This window comes from Paracoccus sp. S4493, assembly GCF_000967735.1.
Lineage (GTDB): Bacteria > Pseudomonadota > Alphaproteobacteria > Rhodobacterales > Rhodobacteraceae > Paracoccus > Paracoccus marcusii.
In genome coordinates this window covers 19,820-37,378 of record NZ_JXYF01000064.1, presented here as the reverse complement: position 1 = coordinate 37,378, position 17,559 = coordinate 19,820, and the positions used below count along the sequence as shown (strand labels likewise).

Genomic DNA, 17,559 nt, shown 5'->3' with positions numbered 1-17,559 from the left:
CTGTGCACGCCCGGTGCGCCGGGCGTGCGCACCGCTTTTCATCACGGCGCAACAGGGCTAGAGATGCGCGACCCCGAAAGGACGCATGCCATGGCCCGCCACCTGATCACCTCTGCCCTGCCCTATATCAACGGCATCAAGCATCTGGGGAACCTCGTCGGTTCACAGCTGCCCGCCGACCTCTATGCCCGCTATCTGCGGGCGCGGGGCCACGAGGTCATGTTCATCTGCGCCACCGACGAACACGGCACCCCGGCCGAACTGGCCGCCGCCAAGACCGGAGAGGCCGTGGCCGACTATTGCGCCCGGATGCATGGCGTCCAGACCGCGCTGGCAGACGGGTTCGGGCTGTCCTTCGATCATTACGGCCGCTCCTCCAGCGACCGCAACCGCGCCCTGACCCAGCATTTCGCGGGCCGCCTGGCCGACCAGGGCTATATCCGCGAGGTCGTCGAGAAGCAGGTCTTCTCCCATGCCGACAACCGTTTCCTGCCGGACCGCTACATAGAGGGCACCTGCCCCAACTGCGGCTATGACAAGGCGCGCGGCGATCAGTGCGAAAACTGCACCAAGCAGCTGGACCCGACAGACCTGATCAACCCGCGCAGCGCGATCTCGGGCAGCACCGACCTGGAGGTACGCGAGACCAAGCACCTGTACCTGCGCCAGTCCGCGCTGAAGGGCGACATCGCCGCCTGGATCGACGCCAAGACCGACTGGCCGATCCTGACGACCTCGATCGCGCGCAAATGGCTGAACGACGGCGACGGGCTGCAGGACCGCGGCATCACCCGCGACCTGGACTGGGGCGTGCCGGTGAAGCGGGGCGACCAGGACTGGCCGGGGATGGAGGGCAAGGTCTTCTATGTCTGGTTCGACGCGCCCATCGAATATATCGGCGCGACCGCCGAATGGGCCGATGCGGCGGGCGCCGACGATGCCGCATGGCGCCGCTGGTGGCGCCTGGACCAGGGCGCCGAGGACGTGACCTATACCCAGTTCATGGGCAAGGACAACGTGCCCTTCCATACCCTGTCCTTCCCCGCGACCCTGATCGGTTCGGGCGAGCCGTGGAAGATGGTCGATTATATCAAGTCCTTCAATTACCTGACCTATCAGGGCGGACAGTTCAGCACATCGCAGGGGCGCGGTGTGTTCATGGATCACGCTCTGGAGATCCTGCCGGCGGACTACTGGCGCTGGTGGCTGCTGTCCCACGCCCCCGAATCCGGCGACAGCGAGTTCACCTGGGAGAATTTCCAGCAATCCGTGAACAAGGACCTGGCCGACGTGCTGGGCAACTTCGTCAGCCGCATCACCAAGTTCTGCCGCGCCAAGTTCGGCGAGGCCGTTCCCGAAGGCCCGGCCTGGGGCCCTTCCGAACTGGCGCTGATCGACACGCTGACCGCCCGCGTCCGTGCCTATGAGGCGAATATGGAGGCGATGGAGGTCCGCAAGGCCGCCGCCGAGCTGCGCGCCATCTGGGTGTCGGGCAATGAATACCTGCAATCGGCCGCGCCCTGGACGGTGTTCAAGACCGACCCCGACCAGGCGGCGATGCAGGTGCGCATGGGCCTGAACCTGATCCGCCTTTATGCGGTCCTGTCGCAGCCCTTCATCCCCTTTGCATCGGCCGCGATGCTGCAGGCGATAGACGCGCAGGATGCGGGCTGGCCCGACGACGTGGCGCAGGCCCTGCAGGCGCTGGCCCCCGGCCATGCCTTCACCGTCCCCGAGGTGATGTTCGCCAAGATCAGCGACGAGGACCGAGAGGCCTGGGCCGCCCGCTTCCAGGGCGTCCGCGCCTGACTGTCGCATTCGTGCCACAGGGGCGCAGGGGGTGGGCGCAGGCCTTGTCCCCCGCGCCCACCCGCCGTAAAGGCGACTGAATTACCCAGGTAATCGGCTTTTCCCTCTGGCCACGACCCCAGGCAGCATGTCCCCTCCGACCCCGAGGCCCATGATGCCCAAGACCCCCTCCCTTCGCGCGACATTCCTGATGCTGACCGCCCTGACCGCGCCGGCATTGGCCCAGGACACGGCCCCCATCCTGCTGGACGAGATCGTGATCACCGCGTCCGGGTTCGAACAGAACGTCGCCGACGCCCCTGCCAGCATCTCGGTCATTTCCGGAGAGGAGCTGGCGCGGCGCAACATCACCAGCCTGTCGGACGCGCTGCGCGGGGTGCAGGGCGTGGCCACAACGGGCGTCGCCAACGAACAGGACATCACCATCCGCGGCCTGTCGGGCCAGTACACGCTGATCCTGGTCGACGGCAAACGTCAGGGCACGCGCGAATCGCGCACCAACGGCAGCGCCGGGATCGAGCAGAACTGGATTCCTCCCGTCGCCGCCATCGACCGGATCGAGATCGTTCGCGGCCCTATGTCGTCGCTGTACGGATCGGACGCGATGGGCGGCGTGGTCAACGTCATCACTAAGCCAGTCGCCGACCGCTGGACCGGGTCGGTCACGGCCGAGGCCACCCTGCCCCAGGACGGCGACGACGCGTCCTCGCGCCAGCTGTCCTTCTATGGCAGCGGGCCGGTCGCTGCGGACCGGTTGGGCCTGCAGGTCTGGGGGCGCCGCCTCGACCGGTCCGAATCGCGGGTCGTCGACGGGCTGCGCGACCGCGAACTGACCGACCTGTCGGCACGGCTCAGCTGGACGCCCGACCCCGATCACACCGTCCACCTGGAGGGCGCGCGCACCCGGATCCAGGATCTGGGCCGCGCGAGCCGCACCATCGCGCCCGTCGATTTCCGCGGCACGCCGCAGAACGACAGCCTGCAGGACAACACCCGCGACCGCGCGGCCCTGTCCTATGCCGGGCAGTGGGGCAATGTGGCGGCCGACCTGTCGGTCCTGCGCGAAGTGGGCCAGCGCAAGACGGCATCTGGCAATGGCGCGCTGGTCGCAGGCGACCGCGCGCCGGAGGTCACGAACACCGTCTATGACGCGAAATTCACCGCGCCGCTGGAATGGCAGGGCAGCCATACGCTGGTCTTTGGCGGGCAGGTGAACCGCACGGGGCTGCGCGATCAGAACCCCGGCTTGGGCGACGGGCGGACCTATTCCTTTGCGACCTCGCAGCGCGCGGTGTTCCTGGAGGACGAATGGCGCCTGCGCGACGATCTTGCCCTGACCCTTGGGGCGCGGCTGAACGATCATGCCGAATACGGCAGCAACCTGACCCCGCGCGCCTATGCGGTGTGGAACGCGACGCAGGGCCTGACCCTCAAGGGGGGCGTGTCGACGGGGTTCCGCGCGCCGGATCTGCGCTCCGTCGTGCCGGGCTATTTCTACACCACCGAACGGGGCGCAGGCGCGATCGTCTCTAACCCCGGCCTGCAGCCAGAGGAAAGCACCAGCTATGAGCTGGCGGCACTTTACGATGCGCCGACGTGGCAGGTGGGTGCGACGCTGTTCCGCACCGATTTCGACGACAAGATCGAAAGCGCCCGCACCGACGACCAGGTCGTGATCGGCGGCACCAGCTTCAACCGATGGGAATGGTACAATGTCGGGCGCGCCCGCCTGCAGGGGGTAGAGTTGACCGCGGACTGGGACGCCACCCCCGACCTAACGCTGCGCGCCAGCTACAGCTTCACCGACAGCGAACAGCGGACCGGCGATTTCGCGGGCCTGCCGCTGGACCGTACGCCGCGCCATCAGGCCAGCGTGACCGCCGATTGGGTCACCCCCGTCGCGGGGTTGGGGGCCTGGGGGTCGGTGATCTATCACGGCCGGGAAACAGCCGCCGGAGCCCGCATCGGCACCAACGGCCGACCGGTGGCCTTCGACGCGGACGGGACAGCCATCGCCTATGAATACGGGTCCTACCTGACGGTGGACCTGGGGGCGGATTATCAGCTGACCGACCGGGTCAGCCTGAACGGCGCGATCTACAATCTGCTGGACCGCGACATCACCATGGCCGCCAACAACACCGAGGGCGAGGGCCGCCGCCTGTGGCTGGGCGTGACCTCGAACTTCTAGGGGGATGCGCCCGGCCGGTGGACTTTCCCCGGCCGGGCGTGTTCAAACGGGGCACCATCCAGCCGGAGAGCCCCATGACCCATTGCATCCTGATCGGAGCCCCCGTGGACGAGGGCCAGCGCCGCCCCGGCTGCCTGATGGGCCCCGCCGCGTATCGCACCGCGGGCCTGGCCGCGACCCTGTCCACCTTGGGCCACACGGTCGAGGATCGCGGCGACGTCACGCCGGACCCGTTGGGCGACCATCGCTGCGCCAACCCCGCCGTGCATCACCTGCCTGAAACGATCGCCTGGACCGGCGCCCTGCGAAAGGCCACCCAGGACGCCCTGCCGCATGGCATGCCGATCATCATGGGGGGCGATCATTCGCTGGCCCTGGGCACCGTCGCAGGGGTCGCTGCGCATGCCGCCGCGCAGGGCCGCGCGCAGTTCGTGATCTGGCTGGACGCGCACAGCGATTTTCACACCGTCGCCACCACCACATCTGGAAACCTGCATGGCACGCCGATGGCCTATGCCAACGGGCTGGACGGTTTCGACCCCTTCCCGCCCTTCCCCGCCCCCATCCCGGGCGAAAACATCTGCATGTTCGGCATCCGCAGCGTGGACCCCGCCGAACTGGCCCTGATGCAGCCCACGGACATCACCGTAAACGACATGAGGGTGCTGGACGAACAGGGCATCGTGGCCCCGCTGCGGGCCTTTCTGGACCGCGTGCGCGCGGCCGACGGCCTGTTGCATGTCAGCCTGGACGTGGATTTCCTGGACCCCTCGATCGCGCCCGCGGTCGGGACCACGGTGCCCGGCGGCGCGACCTTCCGCGAGGCGCATCTGGTGATGGAGCTGCTGCACGAATCGGGGCTGGTCACATCGCTGGACCTGGTCGAGTTGAACCCGTTCCTGGACGAACGCGGCCGGACCGCAAAATTGATGGTCGATCTGGTCGGCAGCCTGATGGGCCGCAAGGTCTTTGACCGCCCGACCCGCAGCTATGGATAAGGGGCGGACCACCGGCCCGCCCCCTTTCATTCCGATCCTGAACGGCTGAGGCCTACCAGACCTTGGCTTCGCGGTCATAGAACCGCTGCGCCGCCGCCTCGACGAACGCCGCCGGGTCCAGCTTGGTCACGCCCTTGTCGGGCTGCACCCCGGCCGCCGCCAGCAGCTTGGCGCTGGCATCGTCGGCGCCGATCGCCTTCAGATGCGCAAAGGCATCCGACACGAAGTCGACCGCGGGCTTGAACTTGGCCAGCTTGGCCGCGTCATCGGCGCCGATGACCAGCGCCACCGCATCGAACAGGACCGAAGGCGATCCCGCCAACTGCGCCTCGGCCTTGCCACGCTCCTTGGCGATCAGCATGACGGTGCCGCCCTGGGCCTCGACCGCGTCGCGCAGCGCATCGACCTTGGCTTGATCCCCACCGTCGCCGATCAGGATGCCGACCTTGCGACCCTTCAGGCTGTGCTTGGCCTGCTTCATGATCGACAGCGCATCCGAAGGTGCCATGTCGATCGGTTCGCGCATGGGCGTCGCGGCATCGGGCAGATCCTCGGCCAGACCCTCGGCCACGGTCTCGGCCAGATCCTCGTCGATGACCCGCAGGTGACCCAGAACACGCTGGATCACGTGGCCAAGGCCGACCTTGGACAGTTCGAACGTGATCGCATCGGCGATGTGGGTCTGCTCGACCTCGGTCTGGCTGCGATAGAACAGCCGTGCCTGGCTGTAATGGTCACCGAACAGGTCCGCCCTCACGCGTAGCTTTTCGTCCGGCTGGTTGCCCAGGTCGGTCATGTCCTTGTAGGTCGCGAAGCCTTGGTCGGTGGCGCGGGGGCCCGGCTCCTCTCCGGCCTGATCCAGGCTGTTCGGCTCATAGTTGGCGCGGCCTTTGGGCACCGCCATCTGCATCATGCCGTCGCGCTGAAAGTTGTGCATCGGGCATTTCGGCGCATTGACCGGGATCTGGTGGAAGTTCGTGGTGCCAAGTCGCGACTTCTGGGTGTCCATATAGCTGAACAGCCGTCCCTGCAGCAGCGGGTCGTCGGAAAAGTCGATGCCGGGCACGACGTTCGTCGGCAGGAAGGCCACCTGCTCTGTCTCGGCAAAGAAGTTGTCGGGGTTCCGGTCCAGCACCATGCGGCCGACGATGCGGACAGGAATGTCCTCCTCGGGGATCAGCTTGGTCGCGTCCAGGACGTCATAAGGCTGCTTGGCGGCCCATTCCGCGTCAAAGGTCTGGATGCCCAGTTCCCATTCCGGGAAGTCGCCCGAATCAATGGCCTCCCACAGGTCCTGGCGGTGATAGTCCTGGTTCGCGCCGGCGGTCTTGACGGCCTCGTTCCAGACCTGGCTCTGCAGGCCCAGCTTGGGCTTCCAGTGGAACTTGACGAAGGTCGACTTGCCCTGGGCGTTGACCAGGCGGAACGTGTGAACGCCGAACCCCTCGATCATGCGCAGGCTGCGCGGGATCGCTCGGTCGGACATCGCCCACATGATCATGTGCATGGATTCCGGCATCAGCGATACGAAATCCCAGAAGGTGTCGTGGGCGCTGGCGGCCTGCGGATAGCCCTTGTCTGCCTCCATCTTGACCGAATGGACCAAGTCGGGAAACTTGATGGCGTCCTGGATGAAGAACACCGGAATGTTGTTGCCGACCAGGTCCCAGTTGCCTTCTTGGGTGTAGAACTTGACAGCAAAGCCCCGCACGTCGCGCGGCGTGTCGACGCTGCCTGCGCCGCCGGCCACGGTCGAGAAGCGCACGAAGACCGGCGTCTTGCCCGGATTGGCCAGAACGCCCGCGCGAGTCAGTTCTGGGATCGGGTTGGTGCATTCGAAATAGCCGTGCGCACCCGAACCGCGGGCGTGGACGATCCGCTCCGGAATGCGTTCATGGTCGAAATGGAAGATCTTTTCGCGAAGGACAAAGTCCTCCAGCAGGGTGGGACCGCGGGCCCCGGCCTTCAGGCTGTTCTGGTTGTCGGAAATCGGGACCCCGTGATTGGTAGTCAGGGCCTCGCCGCCGGTCTGGTGGGTCTCTCCACCGTTGCCGCGTGTCTCGCTGATGCTGGACATGACGTCCTCCTGTGCTGGCGCGTTGCCTGTCCAACCAAGGCCGACGAAAACAGTTCCTGATTCGGGGGGCTATGTTTTGTTCACCCGCTTGCCCTGCGCCGCGCAGCCTGCGATACGCAGGAGTGATGATGATGCGGACGTGGCGAAATCGGTAGACGCAGCAGACTTTGACAATTGGAGTGCCCGGCCGGGAAACCGCTGGTGCAGAACCGCTCAAATTCGGGGAAAGCTGTGGGGCCCCGGCCCCGTGCCAATCCCGAGCCAAGCCCCGGACACGGGGAAGGTGTAGAGACTAGACGGGCGGCGCCTAACGTCCTTGCGGACCATGGCGAAGGGATAGTCCAGACCACGAACGGGGCATCGCACCCCCGGCGGCGAAAGTCGAAGTGGTACGAAAATCTGTTTTCCGAACGGAAGTGCGGGTTCAAGTCCCGCCGTCCGCACCATCATCGCGTCATGCGGCACCGGCGCTGTCAGGCCCCGGTGCACGCGGGATCACGTCTCGACTTGGGCCGGCTCGCGCGGTGGGCGGCCGATGATGTCGCGCAGCGCGTCCAACTCTATGAAGTTGTCGGCCTGGCGGCGCAGGTCGTCGGCGATCATCGGTGGCTGGCTGCGGATCGTGGACACGACCGACACCCGGACCCCCTGACGCTGAAGCGATTCGACCAGCGGCCGGAAATCGCCGTCGCCGGAAAACAGGACCGCGTGATCCATCCGCGGGGCCAGTTCCATCGCATCGACGGTCAGTTCGATGTCCATGTTGCCCTTGACCTTGCGGCGGCCCAGGGCGTCGATGTATTCGCGCGCCGGCTTGGTCACGACGCAGAAACCGTTGTAATGCAGCCAGTCCACCAGCGGACGGATCGGGGAATATTCCTCGCCCTCGATCAGGGCGGTATAGTAATAGGCACGCATCAGCTTGCCGCGGCGATCGAATTCCTGGCGCAGCAGCTTGTAGTCGATATCAAAGCCCAGTGCCTTCGCGGCAGCATAAAGATTGGCCCCGTCTATGAAGATTGCCAATCGGTCGTCTTTGTAAAACATGGATGTTGCCTTTGATGAACCCGGTCCTTCACGGCACAAGCGCGGGCCAGGGTGAGGGACCTGAGATGCGCGGGCCCATGCCATGGACCTGTAAGGAAAGAGGAAAGCGTGGTTAACCTGTCTTTTGGTATCGTTGCTTTTGGGGCCAACCTTCCCCTGTCGGATCAGGACCCCGTAACGACCCTGTGCACGACGATGGGCATTCTGCACAGCGCCCCGGGCATTTCAATCACCGCGATCAGTCGCATCTGGCGGACTCCCGCCATGCCTGCGGGATCGGGGCCCGATTTCGCCAATACGGTGGCGCTGATCGCCACGTCCCTGGACGCACCGCAGGTCCTTGAGACGCTGCACGCGATCGAGGCAGAGCATGGCCGCGACCGCAGTACGGGCCGGTGGTCGGCACGCGTCCTGGACCTGGACCTGATCGCGCTGGACGACCGGATCGAACCTGATGCGGGCCATCTGCGCGACTGGATGGATCTGTCCCCCGACCGCCAGGGGGTGCAGGTGCCCGACCGGCTGATCCTGCCCCATCCGCGGATGCAGGACCGCGCGTTCGTCCTGGCCCCCCTGGCCGAGATCGCGCCGGACTGGCGTCATCCGCTGACCGGGCTCAGCGTCGCGGCGATGCTGGAGGCGCTTGGACCCCGCGCGCTGGACGGAATGACGCCGGTCGAATCCCCAGGTTTTCCTTGACAATCGGCACTGTGGCGACCATCAGTCCGGTTCGCCCCGAATGTCCGATTCGCAACTGCACAGGTGATCCATGGCCCGCGTAACGGTCGAAGACTGCGTCGACAAGGTTCCCAACCGCTTTGATCTGGTGATGCTCGCCTCGCATCGCGCCCGAGAGATCGCGGCTGGCAGCGCCCCCACCGTCGATCGTGACAACGACAAGAACCCGGTGGTCGCCCTGCGCGAAATCGCCGAAGAGACCCAGCCCGTCGACGATCTGCGCGAGCGGATGATCGAATCGACCCAGACCCAGATCGAGGTCGACGAGCCCGAGGAGGACGCCATGGCCCTGCTGCTGGGCGCCGAGGTCGATCGCCCCAAGCCGTCCGACGAGGAATCCGAGGAACGGATGCTGCGCATGATGCTGGAAGCCAACCAGCGCGCCTGACACGGTCACACTGCAGAGGTCTTCGACACCATCATGATCGACGTCGAAGACCTGCTGGCCCTTGTCCGCAACTACAACCCGCGCAGCAACTGCACCTTGATCCGCGATGCCTATGAATACGGCATGCGCATGCACGAGGGCCAGTTCCGCCATTCCGGCGAACCCTATTTCACCCATCCCATCGCCGTCGCCGCCATCCTGACCGAGATGCGGCTGGACGACGCGACCATCGTGACCGCGCTGCTGCACGACACGATCGAGGACACGCGATCGACCAAGGACGAGGTCGTCGGCATGTTCGGCGCGGAAATCGCCGAACTGGTCGACGGGGTCACCAAGCTGACCAACCTGGAACTGTCCAGCACCCAGTCCAAGCAGGCCGAGAACTTTCGCAAGCTGTTCATGGCCATGTCCCGCGACATGCGGGTGATCCTGGTCAAGCTGGCCGACCGGCTGCACAACATGCGCACCATCCGGTCGATGCGCCCCGACAAGCAGGTCAAGAAGGCGCGCGAGACGATGGACATCTATGCCCCCCTCGCGGGCCGGATGGGCATGCAGTGGATGCGCGAGGAGCTGGAGGACCTGGCCTTCAAGGTCATCAACCCCGAGGCGCGCAGTTCGATCATCCGCCGCTTTGTCAGCCTGCAGCGCGACAGCGGCGACATCATCGGCCAGATCACCGCCGACATCCGCACCGAGATGGAGAAGGAGGGCATCGAGGCCGACGTGTTCGGCCGCGCCAAGAAGCCCTTCAGCGTCTGGCGCAAGATGCAGGAAAAGCAGCTGGCCTTTTCGCGCCTGTCCGACATCTACGGCTTTCGGATCATCACGCGGACCGAGATGGACTGCTATCGCGCGCTTGGCGTGATCCACCATCGCTGGCGCGCGGTTCCGGGGCGGTTCAAGGATTACATCAGCCAGCCGAAATCGAACGGCTACCGCTCGATCCACACCACGGTATCGGGTCGCGACGGCAAGCGGGTCGAGGTTCAGATCCGCACCCGCCAGATGCACGAGGTCGCCGAGGCCGGCGTCGCGGCGCATTGGGCCTATCGCGACGGCGTGCGCACCCGGAACCCCTTTGCGGTCGATCCGGCCGAATGGATCGCCCAGCTGACCGACCGGTTCGACACCGAGGACCACAACGAGTTCCTGGAACACGTCAAGATGGAGATGTACCAGGACCAGGTGTTCTGCTTCACCCCCAAGGGCGACGTGATGCAGCTGCCGCGGGGCGCGACGCCGATCGACTTCGCCTACGCGATCCATACGCGGTTGGGCAATTCCTGCGTCGGCGCCAAGATCGACGGCATCCGCGTGCCCCTGTGGACGCGGCTGAAGAACGGCCAGTCGGTCGACATCATCTCTGCCTCGGGGCAGCGGCCGCAGGCGACCTGGCTGGACATCGTGGTGACCGGCCGCGCCAAGGCCGCGATCCGGCGCAGCTTGCGCGAGGAGGACCGCGACCGCTTCATGCGCCTGGGGCGCGAACTGGTGCGCGTCAGCTTCGAGCATGTGGGCCGCAAGGTCACCGACAAGGCGCTGCGGACCGCGGCCAAGCAGATGGGTCTGCCCTCGGCCGAGGATCTGCTGGCCCGCATCGGCAGCGCCGAGAACTCCGCCAAGGAGGTCCTGGGCGTCCTCTATCCGGAACTGGCCGACCACCAGGACGAGATCGACGGCAAGCGCCCCTTCGCGGGGCTGGAGGCCGACGCGAACTTCAAGCGCGCGCCCTGCTGCGCCCCCCTGCCCGGCGAGCGGATCGTGGGCATCACCTATCGCGGCGCCGGCGTGGTCATCCATGCCATCGACTGTCCCGTGCTGGCCGAGTTCGAGGACAGCCCCGACCGATGGGTCGACCTGCAATGGCGCGAGGGGCGCCACCCCGCCGCCTATTCGACCGTGCTCAATTTGACGATCCGCCACGACGCAGGCGTGCTGGGACGCATCTGCACCTTGATCGGGGCGCAGGGGGCGAATATCTCGAACCTGGAGTTCATCGCCCGCAAGCCCGACTTCTACCGCATCGAGGTCGAGGTCGAGCTGCGCGACCATGAACATCTGCACAACCTGCTGACCGCCCTCGAGGCGGAAAGCGATGTCGCGCAGGTCTCGCGCGTGCGGGACCCGGCGCTGAAACCCTGAGGCAGGCGCCCCCTGCCCGTCACGGATCGGGTTCGCCTTGTTCAAACGCCGCAAACCGCGCAGCTACGGCCAACTGGCCAGCCAGATGATCTATCCGCCGGGCGGCTGGCGGCGGGCCAGCGCCTACGTGGCCCACAGGCTGCGCCGCCTGCCCGACCAGCCGCATCGCATCGCGCGCGGGGTCGCGGCGGGGATCATGGTGAATTTCACGCCGCTGTTCGGGTTCCACTTCCTGTCGGCGGCGGCGGTGGCCTGGATCATCCGCGGCAACGTGCTGGCCGCGCTGTTGGCGACCTTCGTGGGCAATCCGGTGACCCTGCCCTTCATCGCGCTGATGTCGGTCAAGCTGGGCCGCGAGATCCTGGGCCAGGAGGGCGAGCTGACGCCCCAGTTCATCTTCCACGAATTCTCGAAGGCCACCGGAGAGCTGTGGCACAACCTCAGCGCCCTGTTCGGCCCGTCCGAGATGCACTGGTACAACCTCAGCGACTTTCTGGCGCAGGTATTCTGGCCCTACATGGTTGGCGGCGTCATCCTGGGGTCCGTCGCGGGGGTCATCACGCATTATCTGACCGTGCCGATCTTCATCGCCTATCAGCGCCGCCGCGAGAAGAAGATGGCAGAGCGCATCGCCCGCGCCTCGGCCCGCGCGGCACAGCTGAAGGCGGATCGGGCCAAGGGCGGTCCGGGTCAGTAACCGCGGTCGCGGTCCACTAGATGCAGCAGCGGCCGTCCCGCCATCGCGCGACGCAGGTTCTGGGCGACGACGGGGGCGGCGGTCGCAGGGCGGGTCTCGGCGGCGATATGGGGCGTGACGGTGACCGCGGGATGGGCCCAGAACGGGTGATCCTGGGGCAGCGGTTCGGTGCGGAACACGTCCAGCACCGCGTGCCCCGGCCGCCCCCGGTCCAGCCCCCGCAACAGCGCCTCGTCATCGATCAGCGTGCCACGTCCCGGATTGATCAGCCAGGCGCCGTCAAGCAGGCGCGACAGGCGGTCCGCATCCAGCAGCCCGCGGGTGGCGGGCGTGTCGGGCAGCAGGCAGACCAGAATCTGCGCGCGGGCTAGGGCCTGGTCCAGCTGCGCGATGGGCAGCACCGAAACCCCCGGCACCGCCCGCCCCGAGGCGCTGACGCCGGTGACCGGAAAGCCCAGGCCGGTCAGCATGGCTGCGGCGGCCTGTCCCAGTTCGCCCATGCCCAGGACGGCCACCGGGCGTTCGGCGGCCAGCGGCGGGATCTGCCCGTTGCGCCAGATACCGTCCTGGGCATAGCGGTCCATCCCCAGATGGGCGCGCATGGCCCATCCGGCGCAATATTCCGCCATTCCCTGGCGCAGCCCCGGATCGACCATCCGGGCCAAGGGCTGGGTCAGCGTGGCGTTGCCCACGATGCGTTCGACCCCGGCCCACAGGCTCTGCACCAGCCGGACATTGGCGTAGGGCGCGAAATCGGTGATGTCGCCGCCCGGGGCGTAGATGATCGCATCGAACGTGGCCGGATCGCCGTCGCGGTCCAGATGCATCTCGGGGCAGGCCGCGCGCAGGGCCGGGGCCCATTCGGACCACGCATCGTCGCGGGCAGAGAACCGGACCCTCATCGGGGCCTGTGGACATGGGCGGATTGCACCAGACCAAATCCCAGCATCAGGATCATCAGCGACGTCCCCCCATAGCTGACCAGCGGCAGCGGCGACCCCTTGGCGGGCAGCAGGCCCATCACCGTCGCCATGTTGATCGAGAAGTACAGAAAGAAGGTCGCGCTGATGCCGATGGTGATCAGGCTGGCAAAGCGGTCGCGGTTGCTGAGTGCGGAATACAGGCAGAAGCCCAGGATCAGCATGTACAGCACCAGCAGCGACGACGCGCCGATGAAGCCGAACTCTTCGGACAGGACGGTGAAGATGAAGTCGGTGTGCTTTTCGGGCAGGAAGTTCAGCCGCGACTGCGTACCTTGCATGAAGCCGCGCCCCGATAACCCGCCCGAACCAAGCGCGATCTGGCTCTGGATGATGTTGTAGCCGGCCCCCAACGGGTCGGAGGTCGGGTCCAGGAAGGTGTCGATCCGGCGGAACTGATAGTCGCGAAGCAGCTGCCAGTCTGTCCCGCGGCTGCGCATGACGGCCACGACCAGGCCCACCGCGGCGCCGATCACCGCCCCGAAATACCACAGCGACACACCCGCCGCGAACATCACGATCCCGCCCCCCGCGATCAGCATGATTGACGTGCCAAGATCCGGCTGCATCAGGACCAGCGCGGTCGGCGCCAGGATCAGCACCACCGGCACGATCACCCACAAGGGACGCGACACGCGGTTCAGCGGCAGCCAGTCGTAATAGGCCGCCAGCAGCAGGACCAGCGCGATCTTCATCAGTTCGGACGGCTGGATTCGGATCGGGCCGATGTCGATCCATCGCTGTGCGCCCATGCCGATGACCCCGAACAGGTCGACCGCGACCAGCATCAGGAAGCACATCACATAGGCGGCGACAGAGATGCCGCGCCAGAACCACATCGGCACGAAGGCCAGCCCCAGCATGATCACCATGCCCACGGCAAAGCGGATCATCTGCGGTTCCGCCCAGGTGTCCATGCGGCCGCCCGCGACCGAATACAGCATCAGGAACCCGATGCAGCACACGGCGGTGATCAGCAGGACCAGCGGCCAGTTGATGTAGAGGACCTTGCGGAACCCCGTCGGAACCTGCGCCACCTGATAGTCGAGATAGGACATCGCCTTACGCCCTGCTGCGGCCGGGGCGCGGGGCCTCGGGCTGGTAAAGGTGCATGGCGTTGTGACGCTCCTCCAGCGCGGCGCGCTGATCCGAGGGCACGGCGTCCACGGGCGGCAGCCCGCCGTTCAGCGCGAACAGCAGGATGTCGCGCGCGATGGGCGCGGCCACGGCCGATCCGCCGCCGCCATGTTCGACCACCACCGAGATCGCGTATTTCGGCGCGTCATAGGGGGCATAGGCCACGAACAGCGCATGGTCGCGCCGCGCCCAGGGCAGCTGATCGTTCGAGATGACGCCGCGGGCGCGTTCGGCGGCGGTGATGTTGCGGACCTGGCTGGTGCCGGTCTTGCCGGCCATGCGCCATTCCTCGCGCGTGATGCGGGCGCCGCGGGCGGTGCCGCGGGCGCTGTTCATCACCGCGTCCATGCCAAGCCGCGCGACGCGCAGCGATTCCGGGCTGATGTCCAGCGGCGGGTATTCGGGCGGCGCCTGCCGCACGCCGTCGACGGACCGGATCAGCTGGGGCCGAACCTCGCGGCCCGACGCGATGCGGGCGGTCATCACCGCCAGCTGCAGCGGCGACGCCAGCACGAAGCCCTGCCCGATCGAGGCGTTCAGGCTGTCGCCGATCTGCCAGGCCTGGCCGTGGCGGGCCATCTTCCATTCGCGGTCGGGGGCGATCCCTTCGGCCACCGCCGACATGGGCAGGTCGTGGCGCTGGCCCAAGCCAAGCTTGCGCGCCATGATCGCGATCCGGTCGATGCCCACCCGCTGCGCCAGTTCGTAGTAGTAGACGTCGCAGCTTTCCTCGAGGCTCTTGATCGCATCGACGGTGCCATGCCCGCCGCGCCGCCAGCAGTGGAACCGCCGGCCGCCCAGTTCGGTGTAGCCCGGACAATAGAACCGGGTGCCCGCATCGATCACCCCGGCCTCCAGCCCGGCCATCAGGGTGACCATCTTGAAGGTCGATCCGGGCGGATAGACGCCCTGCACCGTCTTGTCGGCCAGGGGGCGGTGGTCGTGATCCATCAGCGCGCGGTATTCGGGGCTGCTGATGCCGCGCACGAACTTGTTGGGATCGAAGCTGGGCGACGAACAGATCGTCAGCAGCTCTCCGGTCTGGCAGTCGGTGATGACGGCGGCGGCGCTTTCGGTGCCCATCCGCTGCGCGGCATAGTTCTGCAAGGCGGCATCCAGCGTCAGCTGCAGCGTGGCCCCCTGTTCGCCCTGCTGGCGCGACAGCTGGCGCATCTCGCGGCCCTGGGCGTTGACCTCGACGCGGCGGGCGCCCGCCTTGCCGCGCAGGATCTCCTCCATGCGGCCCTCGACGCCGATCTTGCCCAGCTGAAAGTCCGGCAGCAGCAGGACCGGGTCAGGGTCCTCGATCCGCGACAGGTCGTAATCGCTGACGGGGCCGACATAGCCCATGACATGCGCGAAATCGCCCGCCCGCGGATAGGCGCGCGACAGCGCCGATTCGGGCGTGACGCCGGGCAGCGACGGGGCGTTGACCGCGATGGCGCTGAACTGCTCCCAGGTCAGGCGGTCGGCCAGCACGATGGGGGTGATGGCGCTGCGGCGGGAAAACTCCTCCATCAGCTCGGCCATGCGGGCGTCGGTCATTGGCACCAGCCGCGACAGGCGGCGCAGCACGGCCTGGACGTCGCCGCCCGCCTCCTCGCGCGTCAGGGTGACGCGATAGTTCTGTTCGTTCCCCGCGATGATGATCCCGTTGCGGTCCAGGATCAGCCCGCGCGACGGCGGCAGCAGCCGGATTTTGATCGAGTTGCCGTCCGCCAGCGTGCGGTATTCCTCGGCATGGTCCAGCTGCATCGACCGCATCTTCAGCGCCAGCGTGGTGACGGTGGCCACCTGGATGCCGGCCAGCATCAGCCCGCGCCGGGTGATCTGGCGGGAGCTGTCCAGGATCTCGCGTTGGGACTTCTTCATGCCCTTGTCCTCATGTCGGATCGCCGCGGCCGAGGCGGCGCAGCCCGATCAGCCAGCGTGCCCCGAAGACGACCAGCGGATAGGCCGCCACCGTCGCCAGAAACTGCAGGATCACCTGCCCCAGGGCCGGCACCTGCAGCACGAACACGACCTGCACCAGGCGATAGCCAAGCATCATCAGCCCGATCAGCACGCCCACGCGAAACCATTCAACCATGAATGGCTGATCGCGCCAACGGGGCTCTCGCAGACGTGCGGCCTCGGATCCCAGCAGCACGATCGCGGTCCACAGGCCCAGGGGGCGCATCAGCAGCACGTCCTCGACCAGGATGGCCAGCACGATGACCGGCGCGGCCAGCTGGTCGGGGCGGCGCAGCACCCAGGCCAGGATCAGCGCCAGCGCCAGGTCGGGACCGGGCCAGCCCATGATGCCCGCCGACAGGGGCAGCAGCCGCACGAACAGCAGCGCCCAGACCGAGGCCAGAAACACCAGCGTTCCCAGGACAAAGCTGCGGCTGGGCAGCTGGATCATGGCGTGGAACCCGGGTCCAGCGGATCGCTGGCCGCCGCCGCGTCGACCGGAGAGGCCGGCAGCTGCGGCCCGATCAGCCCGCTGTCCTGGCCCAGGATGATGGCGGCGCTGTCGACCACCGCCTCGGCCGGATGCGACCGCAGCACGCGCAGGAACTCCAGGCGTTCGTAATCGGCCGCCATGCGCAGGCGCAGCCGCCCGTCGCTGCCCTGCGCGACCTGGCCCACCAGCACCCCGGCGGGAAAGACGCCCCCGTCGCCCGAGGTCACGACCCGGTCGCCAGGACGGACGTTGTCGGCCTGCTCGACGAATTCCAGCAGCGGCAGCGGCGTGTTGTCGCCCGTCAGCAGCGCCCGTTCGCCGGTCGGCTGGACCGTCACCGGCAACCGCGACGACGGGTCCGTCAACAGCACGACGCGGCTGGTCCGGTTCCCGACGCCGGAAATGCGCCCGACCAGCCCCAGCCCGTCCATGGTGGCCCATCCCTCGATGATGCCGTCCTGGGCGCCGACGTTCAGTAGCACCGACTGGCGGAAGGCCGAACCGCTGTCGACCATCACCACGCCCGTGACGCTGGTCAGGGCCGGGTCGATGCGGACGTTGTTCTGCGCCATCAGCTTGGAGTTCTCCTGCTCCAGCTGGACGGCGGCCTCGCGCCAGGCGGACATGCGCTGCAATTCGCGGCGCAGTTCCTGGTTCTGCTCATAGATGCGCGCATAGCTTTGAAAGCCCGCGACCATCTGGGTGACCTTGGTCACCGGGGCCACGGCCCATTCGAACCGCGGCACGATGCGGTCAATCATCGCCGTGCGCATCATCTCGGCCCGCGGGCTGTCGATGCGCCAGAACAGGAACACCGCCAGCAGCGCAAGCGCCAGCACCGCGATCAGGACGCGGCGCACGGGTGTGGCGAAATCGGTGCTCTTCTGCGCCATTCAGGCGCTC

14 protein-coding genes and 1 tRNA gene are annotated in these 17,559 nt (G+C 67.0%); 8 read left to right on the top strand and 7 right to left on the bottom strand.

Features of this window, described 5'->3' with window-relative positions; translation table 11 throughout:
- The first annotated feature begins 90 nt into the window (after positions 1–90).
- The 3 genes from metG (at position 91) to rocF (ending at position 4,998) form a co-directional block, all read left to right on the top strand.
- Complete coding sequence (metG, locus tag TW83_RS10630) at positions 91–1,809, top strand: methionine--tRNA ligase (RefSeq protein WP_045982745.1); 1,719 nt, start codon at positions 91–93, stop codon at positions 1,807–1,809.
- A 154-nt stretch (positions 1,810–1,963) separates the two neighbouring features.
- Positions 1,964–4,000, top strand: coding sequence for a TonB-dependent receptor (locus TW83_RS10625; protein WP_239441323.1), 2,037 nt, complete (start codon positions 1,964–1,966; stop codon positions 3,998–4,000).
- A 74-nt stretch (positions 4,001–4,074) separates the two neighbouring features.
- On the top strand, positions 4,075–4,998 hold the full coding sequence (gene rocF / locus TW83_RS10620; protein ID WP_045982743.1) for an arginase: 924 nt from the start codon (positions 4,075–4,077) through the stop codon (positions 4,996–4,998).
- A gap of 52 nt (positions 4,999–5,050) precedes the next feature.
- On the opposite strand, the gene TW83_RS10615 is transcribed toward rocF, so the two are convergent.
- Positions 5,051–7,075 carry a catalase gene (locus TW83_RS10615; RefSeq protein ID WP_045982742.1) on the bottom strand — a complete coding sequence of 675 codons (2,025 nt, stop codon included), beginning with the start codon at positions 7,073–7,075 and terminating at the stop codon, positions 5,051–5,053.
- A gap of 374 nt (positions 7,076–7,449) precedes the next feature.
- On the opposite strand from TW83_RS10615, the gene TW83_RS20555 reads away from it, so the two are divergent.
- Positions 7,450–7,521: transfer RNA gene (locus TW83_RS20555), tRNA-Leu, on the top strand.
- A gap of 49 nt (positions 7,522–7,570) precedes the next feature.
- On the opposite strand, the gene TW83_RS10610 is transcribed toward TW83_RS20555, so the two are convergent.
- Positions 7,571–8,122 (bottom strand): NYN domain-containing protein, encoded by a 552-nt coding sequence (locus TW83_RS10610; protein ID WP_045982741.1) that lies wholly within the window; start codon positions 8,120–8,122, stop codon positions 7,571–7,573.
- Positions 8,123–8,173: 51 nt separating this feature from the next.
- On the opposite strand from TW83_RS10610, the gene folK reads away from it, so the two are divergent.
- The 4 genes from folK (at position 8,174) to TW83_RS10590 (ending at position 12,093) form a co-directional block, all read left to right on the top strand.
- Positions 8,174–8,821, top strand: coding sequence for a 2-amino-4-hydroxy-6-hydroxymethyldihydropteridine diphosphokinase (gene folK, locus TW83_RS10605; RefSeq protein WP_343251966.1), 648 nt, complete (start codon positions 8,174–8,176; stop codon positions 8,819–8,821).
- Between the two features lie 70 nt (positions 8,822–8,891).
- On the top strand, positions 8,892–9,248 hold the full coding sequence (gene rpoZ / locus TW83_RS10600; RefSeq protein WP_042245492.1) for a DNA-directed RNA polymerase subunit omega: 357 nt from the start codon (positions 8,892–8,894) through the stop codon (positions 9,246–9,248).
- 33 nt (positions 9,249–9,281) lie between these two features.
- On the top strand, positions 9,282–11,396 hold the full coding sequence (locus tag TW83_RS10595) for a bifunctional (p)ppGpp synthetase/guanosine-3',5'-bis(diphosphate) 3'-pyrophosphohydrolase (protein WP_045982739.1): 2,115 nt from the start codon (positions 9,282–9,284) through the stop codon (positions 11,394–11,396).
- A 37-nt stretch (positions 11,397–11,433) separates the two neighbouring features.
- Positions 11,434–12,093: a DUF2062 domain-containing protein gene (locus TW83_RS10590; protein WP_052714835.1), complete on the top strand. Its 660-nt coding sequence runs from the start codon at positions 11,434–11,436 to the stop codon at positions 12,091–12,093.
- Here TW83_RS10590 and TW83_RS10585 read toward each other — a convergent pair.
- Genes TW83_RS10585 through mreC form a run of 5 tightly spaced genes read right to left on the bottom strand, consistent with a single transcriptional unit; the run spans position 12,087 to position 17,549 of the window.
- Positions 12,087–12,995: a glyoxylate/hydroxypyruvate reductase A gene (locus TW83_RS10585; RefSeq protein ID WP_045982738.1), complete on the bottom strand. Its 909-nt coding sequence runs from the start codon at positions 12,993–12,995 to the stop codon at positions 12,087–12,089. The genes TW83_RS10590 and TW83_RS10585 overlap by 7 nt on opposite strands.
- Entirely contained in the window at positions 12,992–14,131 is a 1,140-nt protein-coding gene (gene rodA / locus TW83_RS10580; RefSeq protein WP_045982737.1) for a rod shape-determining protein RodA, read from the bottom strand. The genes TW83_RS10585 and rodA overlap by 4 nt, the downstream gene beginning before the upstream one ends.
- A gap of 4 nt (positions 14,132–14,135) precedes the next feature.
- Complete coding sequence (mrdA, locus tag TW83_RS10575) at positions 14,136–16,082, bottom strand: penicillin-binding protein 2 (RefSeq protein ID WP_045982736.1); 1,947 nt, start codon at positions 16,080–16,082, stop codon at positions 14,136–14,138.
- A gap of 10 nt (positions 16,083–16,092) precedes the next feature.
- A complete protein-coding gene (locus TW83_RS10570; protein WP_052714834.1) occupies positions 16,093–16,614 on the bottom strand; it encodes a hypothetical protein in 522 nt (173 codons plus the stop codon).
- The gene (mreC, locus tag TW83_RS10565) at positions 16,611–17,549 is read right to left on the bottom strand and encodes a rod shape-determining protein MreC (RefSeq protein WP_045982735.1); all 939 of its coding nucleotides are present in this window, start codon (positions 17,547–17,549) and stop codon (positions 16,611–16,613) included. Before mreC ends, TW83_RS10570 begins: the two co-directional genes overlap by 4 nt.
- Positions 17,550–17,559: the final 10 nt, after the last annotated feature.

What these genes read in the sequence shown, in the direction of transcription:
- TW83_RS10570 (WP_052714834.1), bottom strand. Translation starts at nt 16,614, where the DNA reads ATGATCCAGCTGCCCAGCCGCAGCTTTGTCCTGGGAACGCTGGTGTTT.
- TW83_RS10585 (WP_045982738.1), bottom strand. Translation starts at nt 12,995, where the DNA reads ATGAGGGTCCGGTTCTCTGCCCGCGACGATGCGTGGTCCGAATGGGCC.
- TW83_RS10610 (WP_045982741.1), bottom strand. Translation starts at nt 8,122, where the DNA reads ATGTTTTACAAAGACGACCGATTGGCAATCTTCATAGACGGGGCCAAT.
- rpoZ (WP_042245492.1), top strand. Translation starts at nt 8,892, where the DNA reads ATGGCCCGCGTAACGGTCGAAGACTGCGTCGACAAGGTTCCCAACCGC.
- metG (WP_045982745.1), top strand. Translation starts at nt 91, where the DNA reads ATGGCCCGCCACCTGATCACCTCTGCCCTGCCCTATATCAACGGCATC.
- TW83_RS10595 (WP_045982739.1), top strand. Translation starts at nt 9,282, where the DNA reads ATGATCGACGTCGAAGACCTGCTGGCCCTTGTCCGCAACTACAACCCG.
- mrdA (WP_045982736.1), bottom strand. Translation starts at nt 16,082, where the DNA reads ATGAAGAAGTCCCAACGCGAGATCCTGGACAGCTCCCGCCAGATCACC.
- rodA (WP_045982737.1), bottom strand. Translation starts at nt 14,131, where the DNA reads ATGTCCTATCTCGACTATCAGGTGGCGCAGGTTCCGACGGGGTTCCGC.
- TW83_RS10615 (WP_045982742.1), bottom strand. Translation starts at nt 7,075, where the DNA reads ATGTCCAGCATCAGCGAGACACGCGGCAACGGTGGAGAGACCCACCAG.
- mreC (WP_045982735.1), bottom strand. Translation starts at nt 17,549, where the DNA reads ATGGCGCAGAAGAGCACCGATTTCGCCACACCCGTGCGCCGCGTCCTG.
- TW83_RS10625 (WP_239441323.1), top strand. Translation starts at nt 1,964, where the DNA reads ATGCCCAAGACCCCCTCCCTTCGCGCGACATTCCTGATGCTGACCGCC.
- rocF (WP_045982743.1), top strand. Translation starts at nt 4,075, where the DNA reads ATGACCCATTGCATCCTGATCGGAGCCCCCGTGGACGAGGGCCAGCGC.